We start from the raw sequence: 16,976 nt of genomic DNA on the forward strand, positions 1-16,976 counted from the left end.
TTCGCTGCACACTTCGGCCGATGTTACGGCACGGATCCTCGGGTCAAGCCCGAGGATGACGAAAGCAGGGTAGTCGCCGCGCCGCGCAAAAAACCTAATTCGCCGACCCCAGCGCCTTGTCCAGCGCTTCCTTGACGTCGGCCGGCCATGTACTCACCGCTGGCCACGCGTCCGGCTCGGGCTTGTCGCCGCGGCGCGCGAAATAGAGCTTCTGGTTGACCGGGTCGACCGCCATGAAGCCGTCATTGCCGCCGCAATCATGCGGCACGCAGCCGCTGGCAAAAAAGGCGCCCGACGCGGTTTTTTCCGTGCCGCCGCCGACCAGCAGGCTGGTCGCCATGTCGGGCATGTCCTTGCCAAGCAGTGTCTCGGCTAGTTTGTAGACCGCTTCATTGTGGAAGGCGTCGATGATGTTGTCGTATTTCGACGGATCAACGTCCTTCCAGTCGGTGCCCGGCTCCGGCATGTAGGTCAGATTGCCGGAAGTCGTCAGTCCGGCCGTCGGCGACCATTGCAGCGCCGGCTTGGAATCGCCCGGCAGCAGATAGGGTACGAAATAGACGGCGCTGTCGGAGATCGCGGCCGGCGGCGCGCCGCATTCATCCTGCTCGACCGTGGTCGTCTGGATCGTGCCGCCTTCCGGCTTCCACACGATCACCTTGGCCGGGCCGCATTGATTGCCGCCGTCGCCGACATCGACCAGCGCCACCTTGACGCCGCCGACCTCGACGATCTTGTCGAAGAAGACGTCGTAATTGCGCGCCAGTTCCTTGCCGTCGAAGGCGAGCACCCGTTCCCCGTACTCTTCCTCCTGGGTGATAGTCAATTGGCCGCCCTCGAACGGGATCGGCGCCTGCTTGTCATCGTCGGCGGCGGCTGTGTCGCTGGCGCCTTGATCTGCCGCTGGCGCTTCCGTGGCGGGCGTCTGCGTCTGGGCATAGACGCTCGCCGGGGGCAGCAGCATCAGCGGCAGTCCGCAGGCAGCGGCAACAAGCAAGCGTGTCATCAAATCCCTCCCCGGACACTTGGCGTAGAGGCCGACCGTCGGCGGCTTTAGAGCCTATGCCCAGGGCCGCAGCTCGGCGTTCTTCTTCTCGAACGAAGCGATGGCGCCGGCCTTCTCCATGGTCAGGCCGATATCGTCGAGGCCGTTCAAGAGGCAGTGGCGCTTGAATTCGTCGAGGTCGAACTTGACCACGCCGCCGTCCGGCCCGCGGATTTCCTTGGCTTCGAGATCAACCGACAGCGTCGCGTTGGAACCGCGCGAGGCATCGTCCATCAGCTTCTCCAGGTCTTCCGGGCTGACGGTGATCGGCAGGATGCCGTTCTTGAAGCAGTTGTTGTAGAAAATGTCGGCGAACGAGGTCGAGATGACGCAGCGGATGCCGAAATCGAGCAGCGCCCACGGCGCATGTTCCCGGCTCGAGCCGCACCCGAAATTGTCGCCGGCGACCAGGATCTGCGCCTTGCGGTAGGCCGGCTTGTTGAGCACGAAGTCCGGGTTTTCCGAGCCGTCGTCCTTGTAGCGCATTTCGGCGAACAGGCCGGTGCCGAGCCCCGTGCGCTTGATCGTCTTGAGATAATCCTTGGGGATGATCATGTCGGTGTCGACATTGACGATCGGCATCGGCGCGGCGACACCGGTGAGCTTGGTGAATTTTTCCATGGTTCTTGCCCGTCTTCTTCTCGTTGCGGGGAATTGCTGGCGCTCGGTTTACACAATGCCGCGGGCAAATAAAAGACGGCTGTTTTTGGACTTCCGTCGTCGATCGAAACACAAAATCGGTACAAAACAGCTTCAAAACCACCGGCCCATGGTGCACTTTTGTCGACATGACAACGCGATCCACGATCCTTTACGCCAGCGAACCGGGCCTCGGCATCGCCGAGTTCCGCCGCGTTCTGGTGGAATCCGGCCTCGGCGAGACACGGCCCGTCGATGATCATGCCCGTTTGAAGGCGATGCTCACGAGTGCCGACCTGGTGCTCACCGCGCGCATCGATGCACCGGGCAAGCCGCTGGTTGGTGTCGCTCGCGGCATCACCGACTTTTCCTGGGTCTGCTATATCTCCGAGCTCGCTGTTTCTGCATCGGCGCAAGGGCTGGGTATCGGCAAGGGTCTGATGGATGAGGCACGCCGGCAACTCGGACCTTCCGTTGCCATCAGCCTGATCTCCATACCCGACGCCGTCGGCTTCTATGAGCGTATCGGCATGGAGCGCATGCCCAACGCATTCTGGTTCGGCCGCAAGCGCTGAAATCCACTCCCAGCGACCTCAACCCGCGCATTCTTGGCTACGGTTCTGCCTCTTGACATGCAACCAAATGGTTGCATATTAGAGTCATGAGCATGGATGCCGTCTTTCGCGCCTTGGCCGACCCGACACGCCGGCGATTGCTGGACAGCCTTCATGCCAGGAACGGGCAGACGCTGAACGCGCTGTGCGGTGAGATGGACATGACGCGCCAGGCGGTGACCAAGCATCTGGCGATCCTGGAAGAAGCGAACCTCGTCGCCACCATCCGCAAGGGACGCGAGAAGCAACATTATCTGAATCCCGTTCCCATCAACGAGATCGCCGAACGCTGGATCGGCAAATTCGAGCGGGGGCGACTGGGCGCCCTCGGCGATTTGAAGAAACGCCTCGAAAGGGAAGACTGATGAGCAACATTTTCGTTTATGTCACCTACATCCGCACTTCGCCCGAAAAACTCTGGCAAGCACTGACCGAGCCGGAGTTCCAGCGGCAATATTTCCTCGGCGCTCAGATGCTAAGCGACTGGAAACAAGGTTCGGCGTGGAAGATGGTTTACACCGACGGCCGCGTCACCGACAGCGGCGAGGTCCTCGAGATCGATCCACCCAAGCGCATCGTGCTCAAATGGCGCAACGAGTTCATGCCCGAGGTCAAGGCGGACGGCTACACACGCTGCACCTTCGCCATCGAGCAGGAGGGCGAGATGATGAAGCTCGCCATCACACATGAAGCCGATGGACCGCACAAGCTGCTTGGCCATGTGGCGAACGGCTGGCCGCTCATCCTGTCCAGCCTGAAGAGCCTGCTCGAAACCGGCAAAGGCCTGTCGCGCCCGGCGTCGAAGGCTTGAGGTCGTTTCGATAGCGAAACGTTTCTGGAGGCAGGGCGATGTACAGTTCCGCGGTGCACAGCATGACCAATGGCGAGACCGTTATGGCGAGCGCCGATGTTCGCGCGCCGCCCGAGCGGATATTTGACGCCCTCGTTACACGCGACGTCGAGCGCTGGTGGGGGTCCGCCAGGACCTGCAGGATGACCGGATGGGCGGCCGACCTCCGCGTCGGCGGCCGCTGGAGCGTCACCGTCGAGACGGCGGCCGGCAGACACCTGCCCGCCAGCGGCGAATTCCTGGAGATCGAAGAGCCGCGCCGGATCGTGCAGACGCGGAGATACGACTGGGACCATCCGACGCTTGGCCGCCGCGAAACCAAAGTCGCCTGGCTGCTGGAGCCGATCGCCGGCGGCACACGCGTCACCATCTGCCATGGCGGCTTCGCCGGCATCGCTGCTGCCGCAACGAAGCATGCCGAAGGCTGGGCCCGGGTGCTGGGCTGGCTTCAGGCGTATCTTGGTACGGGCGGCTTGGCGGCGGCTTAATCCACCAAGCAACGGTAGCATCCCTTCGCGCCAGCGTTAAATTACATTCAATTCCCGAAACGGCCGCCCGTCGGCGACCCGGCTGTACCCGAACGCCGAGCAATCCACCGTGCGATAGCCGCCATGCACTATCAGTTCGGCCAGCGCCTTGCCGACCGCCGGAGCCTGCTGCAAGCCGTGACCGGAAAACCCGTTGGCGAAGAGGAAATTGCCGACCTCCGGGTGCGGGCCGATCACCGCGTTCTGGTCGAGCGTGTTGTAGTCGTAATGGCCGACCCAGGCGCGCGTCGGCTTGATCGCCTCGAAGGCTGGAATGCGGGTCGCCAGCACCGGCCAGATCACCTCTTCGAACAGCGGCCAGTCGGGGTCGAAGTCGGCGGGATCGGCCGGTCCTTCGCCCTCTTCCGCCTCGGCGCCCCCGGTGATGTAGACCGAGCCCTCCGGCCGGACATAGATGCCGCTCGGGTCGACCAGCAGCGGCATGTCGTCATATTTTTCGCGCGCCTCGAAGACGAAGACATTGCGCTTGCGCGGCTCCACCGGCAGCGCCAGCCCGGCCATTGCTGCCACCTTGCCGGCATTCGGCCCGGCGGCGTTAACGACGGTGCCGGCCTCGAGCCGCTCGCCATTGTCGAGGGTCACACCGGCGACGCGCTTCCCCTGCCGCTCGATACCGGTCACCGACGCTGTGATGAAATCAATGTTCTTGCTTCGCAGTGCCTTGCGGAACAGCATCAGCATCGCATGCGCGTCGAACCAGCCTTCGCCGCTGCGGCCATAGGCGCCGGCGGAAATGCCCTCGACCGACAGCCACGGAAAGCGGCGGACGAGCGCCTCGGCATCCTCGAGCACGATGTCGGCGCCCTCGGCCATCTGCGCCTCGTGGTTGGCCCGCAGGATCGGCAGCCCGTTCTCGCCGGCAAGGATGAGGTAGCCGCCTTCGCGAAAGCCGATATCGGCGTCCGCGCCAAACTCTTCCCTGAGCCGCCGGAACAGTTTCAGCGTGAATTGCGACAGCCGGATGTTTTCCGGGATCGAGAACTGCTGGCGGATTGAGGCGCAGGACAGCGTGGTCGCGGCGCGGGAAAATTGCGGGTCGCGCTCGACAAGCGCGATCGAGCCCGAAAACCCTTCCTTGCGCAGGTAATAGGCAACCGACGAGCCGACGATGGCTCCGCCGATGATGACGATGTCGTAATGCACCTTTTCGCCCTTCCGGTCTGAATCGCCGAGTCACGCCGCCGGCAGGATGATCTCGAAGCGCGTGCCGCTCGCCGAGTCAACCAGCCGGATCGTGCCATCATGCGCTTTCAGGAGGGCCAGCACGATGCCGAGGCCCATGCCGGTGCCGCCGGAATCGCGGCGCGTGGTGAAGAACGGCTCGAAGATGCGGCCTCGGTTGCTGGGCGAAATGCCGGCGCCGTCGTCAGCGACCACGATGGTGGCCTTGCCGTCCGCTTTTGCGGCTGTGACCGATACCAGCGTCGCGCCGTGCCGCGCCGAATTGTCGATGAGATTGGCCAGCACGATCGCAGCGTTTTCGGCCGATATGCGCAGCCCGATCTCGGTGCCCGCCTCGACGCGCACCGCCAGCCTGTCGTCGGCCGGCAGCAGCGCCAGTGCAGCCGTGAGCGACGTGTTTTCGCCGCTCGGTTCGAGATTTTCGGCGCGCGCCAGGTCGAGCAGGCGGCGCACCAGCAGATTGAGCCGGCCGGCATCGGTGACGATATTGGCCGAAAAGCGCCGCCGCTCGGCCTCGTCCATCGCGCTGCCCGAATCGCGCAGCAGTTCGGCGGCCCCCTGGATCGCCGTCAGCGGCGATTTGAGCTCGTGCGAGACGTGGGTGGCAAAGGTCTGGATGCCGTCGGAGCGTGCGTGCAGCTTTTCGGCCATGTCGAGGAAAGCAGCAGAGAGTTCACCCATTTCGCGCGTGCCGTGGTGATCGAGCGGCCTGATCGCCGCGCGGTCGCCGGCGGCGATGCGTTTCGTGCGTTCCATCAGCGCATAGATCGGACGGCTGACGGCGCGCAGGAAGACCAGCCCGATCAGCAGCGCGCCGCCGAGGATGGCGATTGCCGCCAGCGCCACCTTGCCGCGCTCGCCATAGAGATGCTTGACGATGTTGTTCGGCGTCCGCGACAGATAGACGACGCCGGCGACCTTGCCGGAGACCGCAACCGGCATGGCGACGAAGACGCGAACCTTGGTGCCGCGGCTGACCGAATAGAGCGGCGGCGACGGCTGGTCGGGAACCCGCAGCCTGAGCGCGCTGGCGTAGCGGCCGGCAAGCGCTGCGCGAACCTCTTCGACAGCCGCGAGCGACAGGCCGGCCTCCTCACGGCCGGCGATGACCACGCCTCTGGGATCGAGCAGCCGGAAGCCGGCGAGCGTGGTCTTCTGCGTCTCGGCAAGAATGCCCGACAGGCGTGCGCCGATTGAAGCGAACGCGGGATCGGCGCTGGCCGCGGTGGCCGCGGGCCGGGTCGGCAGGATCCCGTCGGACGCAAGATCGAGGCCCGGTTCGATCGGCTGGTAGGGAGAGGCCCGATCGCTGGTGTTGGGTGAAGGCACGGGTGCGCCTAGCTTTTCCGGGGCAATGCCGGCCTCGCGAACCTCTTGCGCATAGATCGCGCCAAGGGCGGCGCCTTGGGCGATCAGCTCGGCCTCGGTTTGCCGGATCAGCTGATTCTCGTAGAGCCGGAAGAAAAACAGGCCGGCCAGCGGCAGTGCCATCACCATGATCAGGATGGCGATGACGACCGTGGCGAGGCGAGGCCGCCATTTGCTGCCAATCAGTTCTTGGGCGCTCACGCGCCGCATCCGCCCAGCCGAAAACCGACGCCGTGCACGGTCTCGATCGCATCGACGCAGCCGACGGCCGCCAGCTTGGCGCGGATATTGCGGATGTGGCTGTCGACGGTGCGGTCTGCGACATGGATATTGGCCGCATAGGCGTTGGCCATCACCATGTCGCGGCCAAGCACATGCGCCGGCCGCGCCAAAAAGCCTTTCAGGATCGCGAATTCGATCGACGTCAGCGCCAGCGGCTTGCCGTCGAAGCTGGCTGTATGGCTTGCCGGAACCAGCAACAGTCTGCCATGCGAGAATTGCCGGTCGTCGGCTGGTTCCGGCGTGGGCCGAGCGCGGCGCAGAATGACGTTGACGCGGGCGACCAGCTCGCGCGGGCTGAACGGCTTGGTGACATAATCATCGCCGCCCATCTCCAGCCCGAGCACGCGGTCGATCTCTTCATCCCGCGCGGACAGGAACAGCACCGGCAGGTCGGATGTGTGGCGCAGCCGCCGGCACACTTCCAGCCCGTCCATTTCCGGCATGCCGATGTCGAGCACGACGAGATCGGGCGCATGGCGCTCTATCGCCTGCAAGGCAGCCGCGCCGTCCTGCACCGCCAGCGTTTTCATGCCGGCCTTTTCCAGCGCGAAGCAGATGATTTCGCGAATGTGCGGGTCGTCGTCGGCGACCAGTATGTGGTGCGGCATCAAATCAGCGGCCCGGCATGAAGGGTTCGGACATCGGAGGAACCACGAACGGGCCACGCCTGTCGAGGGCGCGGTTGAGCCGCCAGTCACGAAAGCTCCAGCCCCGCCAGTTCTCCTGGCCGGCGCGGAAGCGTGCTTCGTCCTGTGCATACCAGCCGGCGAGTTCGCGGATGGAGGCATCCTCCGCGGAAACCGTCCTGCTCTGGTGCTGGACGAAGCGATCGAGCGCCGGCAAGGCGCCGGGCCCGAGCGAGCGCAAGTACCAGACGTCGAGCTGGGTGCCTTGGCCGGTCATTTCGAAGCAATGGTCGACATTGTAGTTGGCGATCAGCGCGGCAAAGTTGATGAACGAGCAAGCATAGAGCGTCGCCGATAGCGTCAGAAGATTGGCGGCAAGCAGCCATTCGTTGGACTTTTCGCGCGCGATGCGGGCCATGATCAGGACAAGGCCCGCCGCCACCAGCCCCATCCAGACGAACGCAGCGACACGCCAATAGGTCAGCGCATAGATACCGATATAGAGATCGAGCCGCAGGATCGACGAGATCACCAGGAGGATGTTCTGCGCCACCCAGGCATAAACCAGCCGGCGGATGAGCGGGTCGCCGGAGGTCGCGCTTCCCGGCCGCAGCGCCGCCAGCACGAAGCCGGCGGCCAGCAGCGCCGTGACGATCAGCGGATAGGCGCCGCGATGCGCGTAGGCGGCATAGGTCAGCCCGTCGGGAAGCGCGATGCCGCCCCACAGATAGGTGGCGTCGAGTGCGCTCTGCACCGCGAACAGGATGTTGAAGACGACGAGCGCGCGGAGGATAGCGGCCTTGCCGAAGACGATGTCTTCGATCGTGGGACTTATGGCTGGCCTCGTCGGTGTGCTGGCAGGCGTTCCCAACCGGGGAATATGCCGGAGAAGCCGCGGCAGGCGCGGCCGCAGAAAGGCCCATACGCCGGCGAGCGCGAATAGCCAGAAGGCAAGACGCGGCAACTGCATGAGGTTGAGCAGGGCGAAGAGATCAATCAGCGAAAACCAGTATTCGATGACGGGATTGGCGGCGCCGAACAGCGCGAGGAACACTGCGCCGAGGCCCAGCGGCATGACCCAGACGGCGATCGCCGCAAGGCGCACGCGCCGCCGGCCAAGCCGCCGCGCCGCCGTGCGCCAGCGGAAGAAATCAAGAACGAGCCGAAATGGCGTTGCAACCAGGAACAGCGAGAGTTGGCCGGCAATACGGGCAAGGCCGCGCCGCAACCGTCCGGCCAGTGAAAGCGCGAAGATGGCCAGCCCCGCCAGCGCGATCGAGACGGACAGTGCGCTGACATTTTCCACAAGCGGCAGCAGCGCCATGAGCAGCGCAACCGGCTTGAACCAGAATTTGCCATCGTTGAAGGAGCCGAGAGGATGGAGAGCCATGCTCGCCGCGGCAATCGCAACGCCGAACAGGAAAAGCGTGATGCCCGCCGGTTGGCCATAGAAGAAAAAATCGGCCAGCGCGACGAGCAGGACGGCAACGCCGAAGCGGTTGCAATAGCTCGGCGCCGCCGGGAGCAATACTATCATGATCGGGCTTTCTCGGCGGCTTTGATGCGGCCGGTGGGCGGGGATTTCCGGACGAAAGGGAGGAGGTTTACCGAAGTCCGGGGCGGATCGACGAGCCACCAGCTTTCGCGGCGAAGCCGGTACGGCAGGGACCAACGGGAGTTCGTTTGCTCTTGCATGCCGCCCTTGTCGCATCCGGTCGGGTGGCAAGCGGGGCGGAGACGAGGAGATTTTCCGAAGTTGCGTGCAGTTTTTATGCACGGCTTGCCTCGGCCCGCTGCAGACGGCATAGATCGGAGATGACCACCGAAAGCTACCGCCCGCGCCGCTCGGTGCTTTACGTCCCGGCTTCGAACGACAAGGCGCTGGCCAAGATCCAATCGCTGGCCTGCGATACCGTCGTCATCGATCTCGAGGACGCCGTCGCCCCGGCCGACAAGCCTTCCGCGCGCGAAAAGCTGGCGGCGATTTTCGCCGGCCGTTCCAACCGGCGCTGCGAGATGGTCGTGCGCATCAATGCGCTGTCGAGCGAGTGGGGCGGCGCCGACCTGCTGGCCGCGGCAAAATGCTCGCCCGACGCCATCCTGCTGCCCAAGGTCGACACGCCGCGCGACATTCTCGAGGCCGGCGACGTGCTCGACGACAATTTTATCGCCGACGAAGTCAAGCTATGGGCGATGATCGAGACGCCCAGGGCGCTGCTCAATATCGGGCCGATCGCTGAGCTCGGCCGCGACCCGGCCTCTCGACTGGTTTGTTTCGTTGCCGGAACGAACGACCTGGTCAAGGACACCGGCATTCTCGCCACGCCCGATCGGCGCTATCTCGTTCCATGGCTGATGCAGATGGTGCTCGCCGCGCGCGCCGGCGGCCTCGACCTGCTCGATGGTGTCTTCAATGATTTTCGCGATATGGACGGGTTTGCGCGCGAGTGCACGGAAGCGGCCGCCATGGGTTTTGACGGCAAGTCGCTGATCCATCCGGCTCAGATCGAAGCCGCGAACCGCGCCTTTGCACCGTCGCCCGAAGCAATAGCCGAAGCGCGCGCGGTCAAGGATGCCTTCGCGCTCGCCCAAAATACCGGTAGGGCGGTAGTTGCGCTGAACGGCAAGATGGTCGAGCGGCTGCATCTGGCGCAGGCCGAAAAACTGCTGGCGAAGGCCGCCGCTGTTCGCGCATGACTAACGCAACTGACGACAGGATTGAAGAATGAAACTCTACCGTTTTCTGTCCGGTCCGGACGATTCCAGCTTCTGCCACAAGGTGACGGCGGCGTTGAACAAGGGCTGGCACCTGTTCGGCTCGCCGACCTATGCCTATGACCAGGAAGCCAAGACCATGCGCTGCGGCCAGGCCGTGGTGAAGGACATCGAGGGCCAGGAATACGGCCCCGACACCAAGCTCAGCGATTGGTAGGGAGCTACCGGCTACGGCAGCCTTTCCCAGACGGCTCTGATTTCGTTGAGCCGCGCGTCTGCGAGCCCGTCGACGTCATCGCAGCTGAAATAGAGTATCGATAGCGCTGCAAGGAGACCGGGATAACCGGAGACGTAACCCATCTTCGTAAGTATCTCGGGAACCGGCAGTCGCTTGCGTTCGATCAAGGAGATCGCGCATTCTGCAGTCAAAGATGCCACCGGGTGGTCGACTTCGGATAGCCAAAAGTCGACCAGAGCTAGGAGAATGGCGGGCTCGACGGCAGCACTTGCGGGCAGATGGCAAAGCTCGCTAAGTGCTAAGAACGCGGCATTCGGCGAAATCCTCACTGCGGATTCGATTAGTTCCCGGCTCAGTGAAATGTCGTGATACGGCCAATTGCAATCGATCAGATCAGCAAATTCTGCTTCTGTCATCTGAGTGCTATTCAGCCGCGTCCTCGATCTTCTCCATATCGTCGTCCGACAGGCCGAAATGGTGGCCGATCTCGTGGATCAGCACATGGGTGACGATGTCGCCCAGCGTTTCCTCGTTCTCGGCCCAGTAGTCGAGGATGGCGCGACGATAGAGGGTGATGCGGTTCGGCCCCTCGCCGGTCTGCGGATTCCAGCGCTCGGCGATGCCGCGCCCCTCGAACAGGCCGAGCAGGTCGAAGGGCGTTTCCAGCGAAAGGTCGTCCATGATCTCGTCGGTCGGGAATTCGGCGATCTGAATGACGATCTCGCCGGTCAACTTGCGAAAGTCCTCCGGCAGATGGGCATAGGCCTCCAGCGCCAGGAGCTCGATTTCCTCCATCGTTGGCGAAAGCTGGTCGTGCCAGATGCGTGTTTGGTAGATGCGAGCCATGCTTTGTCCTTTGATCCCGGCATATAGGCTTTCAGGCCGGACTCGGCAAATGGTCGGGCTGGAGTGCCCGTGCCATGCCCCCACTACAGGAATAAATTCCCCATGACTCCGCTTGACTCTTCGGGCGACCTCTGGAATCCTAGAGAACATAACAGGAACAAGTGTGAGTGGAAGCTGACCGTCATGGCGACAAGCGCCGTGGCGCGGGAGACTGTTTTTGCCCTGCGCCGCCAGATCGCGAAGATCGAAGGGACCTTGCCCGAGCGCCTGGAGGCGCCGGCCAGTTCGTCGTTTGACGCGGATGTCCCTCGTCAGAGTCTGACACCCTCTCGGCATCCGACACCCGCTCGGAATCTGACCATTGTCCGGCGCGGCCTTGCCGTGGCGCCGCCCGATGCGTTTTTGCGCACCGGCGCCGAGCGCCTCGATGCTGCGCTGAGCGGCGGCCTGCCGAAGGCGGCGGTGAGCGAGTTTCATGGCGCCGCGACCCGCGATGCCGGGGCCGTTGCCGGTTTTGCCTTGTCGCTCGTCAGCCTGATCCTAAGCCAGGGGCCGCGATTGCCGGTGCTGTGGATCGGCACATCAGAGGTTTTCCGCGAGGCCGGCTTTCCCTATGCCAGGGGGCTTCACGCCTTCTTCGGCATCGAGCCGGAGCAATTGCTGTTTTCCGAGGCGCCAAGGCTGCTCGATGCGCTGTGGATCGCCGAGGAGGCTGCCCGGATGACGGCGCTGGCCGCCGTCATCCTCGAAATCCGCGGCAGCCCGCAGCGGCTTGACCTCACCGCGACGCGGCGGCTGCACGCCCGCGCGCAGAGTGCGGGCCGGCCGCTGTTCCTGCTGCGCCAGGCCGGCGAGCCCGAACCGACGGCAGCGCCCGTCCGCCTCATCCTGTCGGCGGCACCGGCGGCAACGCGTAAGACGCTTGCCGGGCCGCTCGCCGGCTCGATCGGCCGACCCGCCTTCACCGTCGCTATCGGCAAGAGCCGCACGGCCTTGCCCGGAAAATTCACACTGGAGTGGAACCCCGATGAACGCATATTCGAAGAAAGACGGGGCGAGCAAGGAAGGTCTCAGGAATGGACCCCAGAACGGCCAAAGAATCCTATCGCTGTGGTTTCCGCATCTCGCCGCCGAGAGGATCCTGCGGCAGCGTCTGGGGCGGTCCTGGCGTTCCCGGCCGTCGGATCACCTGCCGCTGGTGATCAGTCACCGCGACCGGAACGCCCAGCGCATCGCCGCCCTCGACGAGCGGGCCGAGGCGCTTAATCTGAAGCGCGGCATGGGCATAGCCGACGCACGCGCCATGCATCCCTCGATCGACATCGTGGAGGCCGATCCGGAGGCCGACCGGCGCCTGCTCGAAGGCCTCGCCGACTGGTGCGACCGCTATACCCCGCTGGTGGCGCTTGACGGGACCGACGGCCTCTATCTCGACGTCACCGGCTGCACCCATCTTTTCGGCGGCGAACGCTCGATGCTGGACGATATCCTGTCGCGTTTTTTCCATCAGGGCTTCGATGTCCGCGCCGGGCTTGCCGCCACGCCTGGTGCTGCCTGGGCGGCGGCGCGGTTTGCTGGCGACCGCATCGTGCCCGATGGTGAGGAGGAAGCGCTTCTCGCGCCCTTGCCGCTGGCGGCGCTGCGCATCGACCCGGAGGTACGCGCCAGCCTCGAAAGCGTCGGCCTGCGCACGGCGGGCGCCGTCATGGCGGCACCGCGCGCGCCGCTGGCCCGCCGCTTCGGCGCATCGCTGCTCTTGCGCCTCGACCAGGCGCTTGGCCGCCTCGAGGAGGCCGTGTCGCCGCGCCTGCCGGTGGCACCGCTTTCGGTCGAGCGTCACCTTGCCGAGCCGATCATGCTGACCGAGGACATCGAGCGGCTGACCGGCATGCTGGCGACCACCTTGAAGAGCGACCTCGAGCGTCGCGGCGAAGGCGCAAGGCGGCTGGCGCTGCTGCTTTTCCGCGTCGATGGCGGCGTCAGCCGTATCGCCGTCGGCACCTCGCGGCCTCTGCGCGAGCCGCGGCTGATCCAGAAATTGTTCCACGAAAGGCTTGCCGCGCTCGAACAGGATATCGACGCCGGCTATGGCTTCGATCTCGTGCGCCTTTCGGTGCTGACCGCCGCCGCCTTCGACATGCAGCAGGCCGACCTTGCCGGCGAGACGAGCGACGACGGTGCCGATATCGCGCTTTTTGCCGACCGCATTCGCGCCCGGCTCGGCGAAGGCGCGGTCTTGAAGCCGGTCGCCGTCGAGAGCCATTTGCCGGAGCGCGCCGTCGCCACCCTTCCCTTCACGGAGGCGCCGCAGAGAAGCTCGCCGCCGAAGCAGCCGGACAAGGCGAAGGACGCTCCCACGACCGTCTTCCAGCCGGAACGGCCGATCCGGCTTTTCCGTGCGCCCGAGCCGATCGAGGTGCCGGCCACCGAAATGCCGGAAGGCCCGCCTTTGAACTTCCGCTGGCGGCGCGCGCTCTATCGGGTCGCGCGCGCCGAAGGGCCGGAGCGCATCGCGCCGGAATGGTGGCGAGGGGCGGCGGGACGAGAAGATGCCCCGACCCGGGATTATTTCCGCATCGAGGATGCCGATGGCCGCCGTTACTGGCTCTATCGCCAGGGCCTTTACGGCGCCTCGCAGCCCTCGCCGCGCTGGTTCATGCATGGGATCTTCGCATGAATGCGCTGACGGCCAACCCCTATGCCGAATTCGGCATCCAGTCGAACTTCTCGTTTCTGCGCGGTGCCTCGAAACCGGAGGAGCTGGTGGTCGCGGCAAAATTCCTGGGGTTTTCGGCGATCGGTCTCGCCGACCGCAACACGGTGGCGGGCGTGGTGCGCGCCTGGCAGCAGGCCAAGGTGGAGGGTGTTTCCTATCATCCCGGCTGCCGCCTGGTTTTTTGCGACCGCACGCCGGACATCCTCGCCTACCCGCAGGATCGCAAGGGCTGGGGTCATCTCTGCCGCATGCTGACGCAGGCCAATCTGCGTGACGAGAACGAAAAAGGGGCGACGCTCCTCAAACAGAGCGATCTTCTCGAATGGGGCGATCTCCTGTCGCTCGCCATACTGCCGGATGTGTCGGCGGACGCGGAAACCAGCCTCGCACTCCTTAGCCGGCTCAAGGATCGTTTCGGTGAAAACCTGTGGCTTGCGGTTTCGCCGGATTACCGCGGCAACGACCGCTTCCGTATCGAGCAGGCGGCGGCGATGGCGGAGCTGGCCGGCATCCCGTTGATGGCGACCAACGATGTTCTCTACCATACGTCGGAACGGCGCCCGCTGCAGGACGTGCTGACGGCGATCCGCCTCAATGTGCCCGTCGCCGAGGTGGGGCTGGAGCTGGCGGCCAATGCCGAGCGTCACTTAAAGCCGCCGCTGGAGATGGCACGGCTTTTCCGCAGGCATCCGCAAGCGCTGGCGGAAACGCTGCGTTTTGCCGGCGAGCTGACCTTCTCGCTCAGTGACCTGCAATACAACTATCCCGACGAGCCGACGGTATCGGGTCTTGGGCCGCAGGCCGAACTGGAAAGGCTGGCCAAGGAGGGAGCCGCCATCCGCTACCCCTCGGGCGTGCCCGCTTTTGTGACGCAGCGCATCGAGGAGGAGCTCGCTCTGATCGAGCGCCTGAACTACGCGCGCTATTTCCTGACTGTCCACGACATCGTCAAATTCGCCCGCAGCCAGAACATTCTCTGCCAGGGGCGCGGCTCTGCCGCCAACTCGATCGTCTGCTTCTGCATTGGCATCACCGAAGTCGGCCCGGACAGGATCGAAACGCTTTTCGAGCGCTTCATTTCCGAGGAAAGAAACGAGCCCCCCGACATCGACGTCGATTTCGAGCATGAAAAGCGCGAGGAGGTCATCCAGTACATCTATTCCAAATACAGCACCAAGCGCACCGCGCTGGCCGCCGCCGTCGTCAGCTACCGGGGCCGCTCGGCGATGCGCGAAGTGGCCAAGGCGATGGGCCTGTCGGACGACGTCCGGAGCGCGCTGTCCAGTTCGATCTGGGGCTGGTCGACCTCGGAGCTCGGCGAAAAGGAGACAAAGGCCGGCGGCCTCGATCAGACCGATCCATCGACAAGGCATGTGATCGAATGCGCCAACGAGATCATGGGCTTTCCCCGTCATTTGTCGCAGCATGTCGGCGGTTTCGTCATCACCCGGGACCGGCTCGACGAGATCGTGCCCATCGTCAAGACGGCGATGGACGAGCGCAAGATGGTCGAGTGGGACAAGGACGATCTCGACGCGGTGAAAATCCTTAAAGTGGACGTGCTGGCGCTCGGCATGCTGACCTGCCTGCAGCGCGCCTTCACCCTGCTCCAGGATCATTATCCGCAGGCGCGGGACGAGTACGGCCTGCCCTATGTGCTGGCCACTCTGCCTGCCGAGGACAAGCATGTCTACGACATGATCTGCCGTGCCGACACGATCGGCGTCTTCCAGATCGAATCGCGCGCGCAGATGTCGATGCTGCCGCGGCTGCGGCCGAAAAGCTTTTACGACCTCGTCATCGAGGTGGCGATCGTGCGGCCCGGCCCGATCCAGGGCGACATGGTCCACCCTTACCTGCGCCGCCGGCAAGGCAAGGAGAAACCCGAATATCCCAAGCCGGAACTGGAAAAAATACTCGGCAGGACGCTGGGCGTGCCGCTGTTCCAGGAGCAGGCGATGAAGATCGCCATCGTTGCTGGCGGCTTCAGGCCGGGCGAGGCCGATGAACTGCGCCGCGCCATGGCGACATTCAAGCGCACCGGCACGATCGGCAATTACCGCAAGAGAATGGTCGACGGCATGGTCGCCAAGGGCTACGAAAAAGACTTCGCAGAGCGTTGCTTCAAGCAGATCGAGGGTTTTGGCGAATACGGCTTTCCCGAGAGCCACGCCGCCTCCTTCGCCCTGCTGGTCTATGCCTCCTGCTGGTTCAAGACCTTCTATCCCGACGTGTTCTGCGCCGCGATCCTGAATTCCCAGCCGATGGGGTTTTACCAGCCGGCCCAGCTTGTCCGCGACGCGCATGACCACGGCGTCGAGATCCGCGAGGTCGACGTCAATTTTTCCGGCTGGGATTGCGCCTTGGAGAAATCGCCTTTCGATCCGGATCGTATCCTTGACCGCCATGCCCAGATGCGCGGCGTCATCCGGACCAGCCATGCCGTCCGGCTCGGCTTTCGCCAGGTCAAGGGTCTGTCGAAGGAGCGCATGGAAGCGTTTGTGTCGAGGCGCGGCGCCGGCTATGCATCCGTACGCGACGTCTGGCTGCGCTCGGGCCTCAACGTCGACGAGATCGAAAAACTGGCGCAGGCCGACGCTTTCCGGTCGCTTGGATTGAACCGTCGCGACGCTCTATGGGCGGTCCGCGCGCTCGACGGCAAGAGTGCCGCCGAAAAGCTGCCGCTGTTCGACCAGCCGGCGATCCGCTTGCGCGATCTGGAGCCTGCAACCAGGCTCCCGACAATGCCGCTCGGCGAGCACGTCGTCCACGACTACCGCTCGCTTGGCCTGTCGCTGAAGGCGCACCCGGTCGCCTTCCTGCGTCAAAGGCTGGATCGTTCCGGCGTCACGCCCAATGTGCGGCTCGGCCAGGTGCGGGACGGCCGGCGCGTTTCGGTCGCCGGCCTCGTGCTGGTGCGGCAGCGGCCGGGCAATGGCAAGGCGATTTTCCTGACGCTGGAAGACGAGAATGCGGTCGCCAACATCATTTTCTGGGAAAGGACTTTTGACCGCTTCCGCCCCATCGTCATGGGCGCGCGTCTCATCCGCGTCACCGGCAAGCTGCAATCGGAATCGGACGTCATCCATATCGTCGCCGAGAAGGTCGAGGATCTGACGCCGTGGCTGTCGGTGCTGCTTGAGCAGGCAAGGCCTGCGGACAGACTGTCGAGCAGTGCAGACGAGGCTCAGCCTGGCAGCATCGCGCAAACGGAACTATTGGGAAAGGCAGAGAAGGTCATGCCCAAAGGGCGCAATTTTCAATAGAGGCGCGAAAGATCGCGACGGAGCGGCTCTGAACCGCACAC

17 protein-coding genes are annotated in these 16,976 nt (G+C 64.3%); 9 read left to right on the forward strand and 8 right to left on the reverse strand.

All coding sequences use genetic code 11. From position 1 onward, the window contains the following. Positions 1-94: 94 nt before the first annotated feature. Entirely contained in the window at positions 95-1,006 is a 912-nt protein-coding gene (locus tag NKH67_RS18165) for an Ivy family c-type lysozyme inhibitor (protein ID WP_352470854.1), read from the reverse strand. 54 nt (positions 1,007-1,060) lie between these two features. Continuing rightward, a complete protein-coding gene (gene leuD / locus NKH67_RS18170; protein WP_292663076.1) occupies positions 1,061-1,666 on the reverse strand; it encodes a 3-isopropylmalate dehydratase small subunit in 606 nt (201 codons plus the stop codon). A gap of 167 nt (positions 1,667-1,833) precedes the next feature. Between leuD and NKH67_RS18175 the strand changes: the two genes are divergently transcribed. From NKH67_RS18175 to NKH67_RS18190, 4 genes are all read left to right on the forward strand, one after another. Then, on the forward strand, positions 1,834-2,259 hold the full coding sequence (locus NKH67_RS18175) for a GNAT family N-acetyltransferase (protein ID WP_352450225.1): 426 nt from the start codon (positions 1,834-1,836) through the stop codon (positions 2,257-2,259). 92 nt (positions 2,260-2,351) lie between these two features. Beyond that, positions 2,352-2,663, forward strand: coding sequence for an ArsR/SmtB family transcription factor (locus NKH67_RS18180; protein ID WP_352450226.1), 312 nt, complete (start codon positions 2,352-2,354; stop codon positions 2,661-2,663). Then, positions 2,663-3,109 carry an SRPBCC family protein gene (locus NKH67_RS18185; RefSeq protein WP_352470856.1) on the forward strand — a complete coding sequence of 149 codons (447 nt, stop codon included), beginning with the start codon at positions 2,663-2,665 and terminating at the stop codon, positions 3,107-3,109. The genes NKH67_RS18180 and NKH67_RS18185 overlap by 1 nt, the downstream gene beginning before the upstream one ends. A 38-nt stretch (positions 3,110-3,147) precedes the next feature. Further along, positions 3,148-3,636: an SRPBCC family protein gene (locus tag NKH67_RS18190; protein ID WP_352470857.1), complete on the forward strand. Its 489-nt coding sequence runs from the start codon at positions 3,148-3,150 to the stop codon at positions 3,634-3,636. 36 nt (positions 3,637-3,672) lie between these two features. On the opposite strand, the gene NKH67_RS18195 is transcribed toward NKH67_RS18190, so the two are convergent. Genes NKH67_RS18195 through NKH67_RS18210 form a run of 4 tightly spaced genes read right to left on the reverse strand, consistent with a single transcriptional unit; the run spans position 3,673 to position 8,691 of the window. Then, a complete protein-coding gene (locus tag NKH67_RS18195) occupies positions 3,673-4,839 on the reverse strand; it encodes an NAD(P)/FAD-dependent oxidoreductase (protein WP_352470858.1) in 1,167 nt (388 codons plus the stop codon). A 30-nt stretch (positions 4,840-4,869) separates the two neighbouring features. Beyond that, on the reverse strand, positions 4,870-6,456 hold the full coding sequence (locus NKH67_RS18200; protein ID WP_352470859.1) for an ATP-binding protein: 1,587 nt from the start codon (positions 6,454-6,456) through the stop codon (positions 4,870-4,872). Continuing rightward, positions 6,444-7,136, reverse strand: a complete 693-nt coding sequence (locus tag NKH67_RS18205) for a response regulator transcription factor (protein WP_352500815.1) — start codon at positions 7,134-7,136, stop codon at positions 6,444-6,446. The genes NKH67_RS18200 and NKH67_RS18205 overlap by 13 nt, the downstream gene beginning before the upstream one ends. A 4-nt stretch (positions 7,137-7,140) precedes the next feature. After that, on the reverse strand, positions 7,141-8,691 hold the full coding sequence (locus tag NKH67_RS18210) for a DUF4153 domain-containing protein (protein ID WP_352470861.1): 1,551 nt from the start codon (positions 8,689-8,691) through the stop codon (positions 7,141-7,143). Positions 8,692-8,969: 278 nt separating this feature from the next. Between NKH67_RS18210 and NKH67_RS18215 the strand changes: the two genes are divergently transcribed. Both NKH67_RS18215 and NKH67_RS18220 read left to right on the forward strand, forming a co-directional pair. Next, positions 8,970-9,851 (forward strand): HpcH/HpaI aldolase/citrate lyase family protein, encoded by an 882-nt coding sequence (locus NKH67_RS18215; protein WP_352470862.1) that lies wholly within the window; start codon positions 8,970-8,972, stop codon positions 9,849-9,851. A 28-nt stretch (positions 9,852-9,879) separates the two neighbouring features. Next, entirely contained in the window at positions 9,880-10,086 is a 207-nt protein-coding gene (locus NKH67_RS18220; protein WP_352470863.1) for a DUF1737 domain-containing protein, read from the forward strand. Between the two features lie 11 nt (positions 10,087-10,097). On the opposite strand, the gene NKH67_RS18225 is transcribed toward NKH67_RS18220, so the two are convergent. Both NKH67_RS18225 and NKH67_RS18230 read right to left on the reverse strand, forming a co-directional pair. Beyond that, entirely contained in the window at positions 10,098-10,523 is a 426-nt protein-coding gene (locus NKH67_RS18225; protein ID WP_352470864.1) for a hypothetical protein, read from the reverse strand. A gap of 7 nt (positions 10,524-10,530) precedes the next feature. Next, on the reverse strand, positions 10,531-10,953 hold the full coding sequence (locus tag NKH67_RS18230; RefSeq protein WP_352470865.1) for a metallopeptidase family protein: 423 nt from the start codon (positions 10,951-10,953) through the stop codon (positions 10,531-10,533). A 183-nt stretch (positions 10,954-11,136) separates the two neighbouring features. On the opposite strand from NKH67_RS18230, the gene NKH67_RS18235 reads away from it, so the two are divergent. The 3 genes from NKH67_RS18235 to NKH67_RS18245 are packed head-to-tail and all read left to right on the forward strand — an operon-like array spanning position 11,137 to position 16,935. After that, a complete protein-coding gene (locus NKH67_RS18235) occupies positions 11,137-12,219 on the forward strand; it encodes an ImuA family protein (RefSeq protein WP_353031435.1) in 1,083 nt (360 codons plus the stop codon). After that, positions 12,152-13,630 carry a DUF6504 family protein gene (locus NKH67_RS18240; RefSeq protein ID WP_352470867.1) on the forward strand — a complete coding sequence of 493 codons (1,479 nt, stop codon included), beginning with the start codon at positions 12,152-12,154 and terminating at the stop codon, positions 13,628-13,630. Before NKH67_RS18235 ends, NKH67_RS18240 begins: the two co-directional genes overlap by 68 nt. Beyond that, complete coding sequence (locus NKH67_RS18245) at positions 13,627-16,935, forward strand: error-prone DNA polymerase (protein ID WP_352470868.1); 3,309 nt, start codon at positions 13,627-13,629, stop codon at positions 16,933-16,935. Before NKH67_RS18240 ends, NKH67_RS18245 begins: the two co-directional genes overlap by 4 nt. Positions 16,936-16,976: the final 41 nt, after the last annotated feature.

The organism is Mesorhizobium sp. M0968, assembly GCF_040319065.1.
Taxonomy (GTDB): domain Bacteria; phylum Pseudomonadota; class Alphaproteobacteria; order Rhizobiales; family Rhizobiaceae; genus Mesorhizobium.

What these genes read in the sequence shown, in the direction of transcription:
- NKH67_RS18180 (WP_352450226.1), top strand. Translation starts at nt 2,352, where the DNA reads ATGGATGCCGTCTTTCGCGCCTTGGCCGACCCGACACGCCGGCGATTG.
- NKH67_RS18200 (WP_352470859.1), bottom strand. Translation starts at nt 6,456, where the DNA reads ATGCGGCGCGTGAGCGCCCAAGAACTGATTGGCAGCAAATGGCGGCCT.
- NKH67_RS18190 (WP_352470857.1), top strand. Translation starts at nt 3,148, where the DNA reads ATGTACAGTTCCGCGGTGCACAGCATGACCAATGGCGAGACCGTTATG.
- NKH67_RS18225 (WP_352470864.1), bottom strand. Translation starts at nt 10,523, where the DNA reads ATGACAGAAGCAGAATTTGCTGATCTGATCGATTGCAATTGGCCGTAT.
- NKH67_RS18205 (WP_352500815.1), bottom strand. Translation starts at nt 7,136, where the DNA reads ATGCCGCACCACATACTGGTCGCCGACGACGACCCGCACATTCGCGAA.
- NKH67_RS18215 (WP_352470862.1), top strand. Translation starts at nt 8,970, where the DNA reads ATGACCACCGAAAGCTACCGCCCGCGCCGCTCGGTGCTTTACGTCCCG.
- NKH67_RS18245 (WP_352470868.1), top strand. Translation starts at nt 13,627, where the DNA reads ATGAATGCGCTGACGGCCAACCCCTATGCCGAATTCGGCATCCAGTCG.
- leuD (WP_292663076.1), bottom strand. Translation starts at nt 1,666, where the DNA reads ATGGAAAAATTCACCAAGCTCACCGGTGTCGCCGCGCCGATGCCGATC.
- NKH67_RS18165 (WP_352470854.1), bottom strand. Translation starts at nt 1,006, where the DNA reads ATGACACGCTTGCTTGTTGCCGCTGCCTGCGGACTGCCGCTGATGCTG.
- NKH67_RS18235 (WP_353031435.1), top strand. Translation starts at nt 11,137, where the DNA reads ATGGCGACAAGCGCCGTGGCGCGGGAGACTGTTTTTGCCCTGCGCCGC.
- NKH67_RS18175 (WP_352450225.1), top strand. Translation starts at nt 1,834, where the DNA reads ATGACAACGCGATCCACGATCCTTTACGCCAGCGAACCGGGCCTCGGC.
- NKH67_RS18230 (WP_352470865.1), bottom strand. Translation starts at nt 10,953, where the DNA reads ATGGCTCGCATCTACCAAACACGCATCTGGCACGACCAGCTTTCGCCA.
- NKH67_RS18220 (WP_352470863.1), top strand. Translation starts at nt 9,880, where the DNA reads ATGAAACTCTACCGTTTTCTGTCCGGTCCGGACGATTCCAGCTTCTGC.
- NKH67_RS18185 (WP_352470856.1), top strand. Translation starts at nt 2,663, where the DNA reads ATGAGCAACATTTTCGTTTATGTCACCTACATCCGCACTTCGCCCGAA.
- NKH67_RS18210 (WP_352470861.1), bottom strand. Translation starts at nt 8,691, where the DNA reads ATGATAGTATTGCTCCCGGCGGCGCCGAGCTATTGCAACCGCTTCGGC.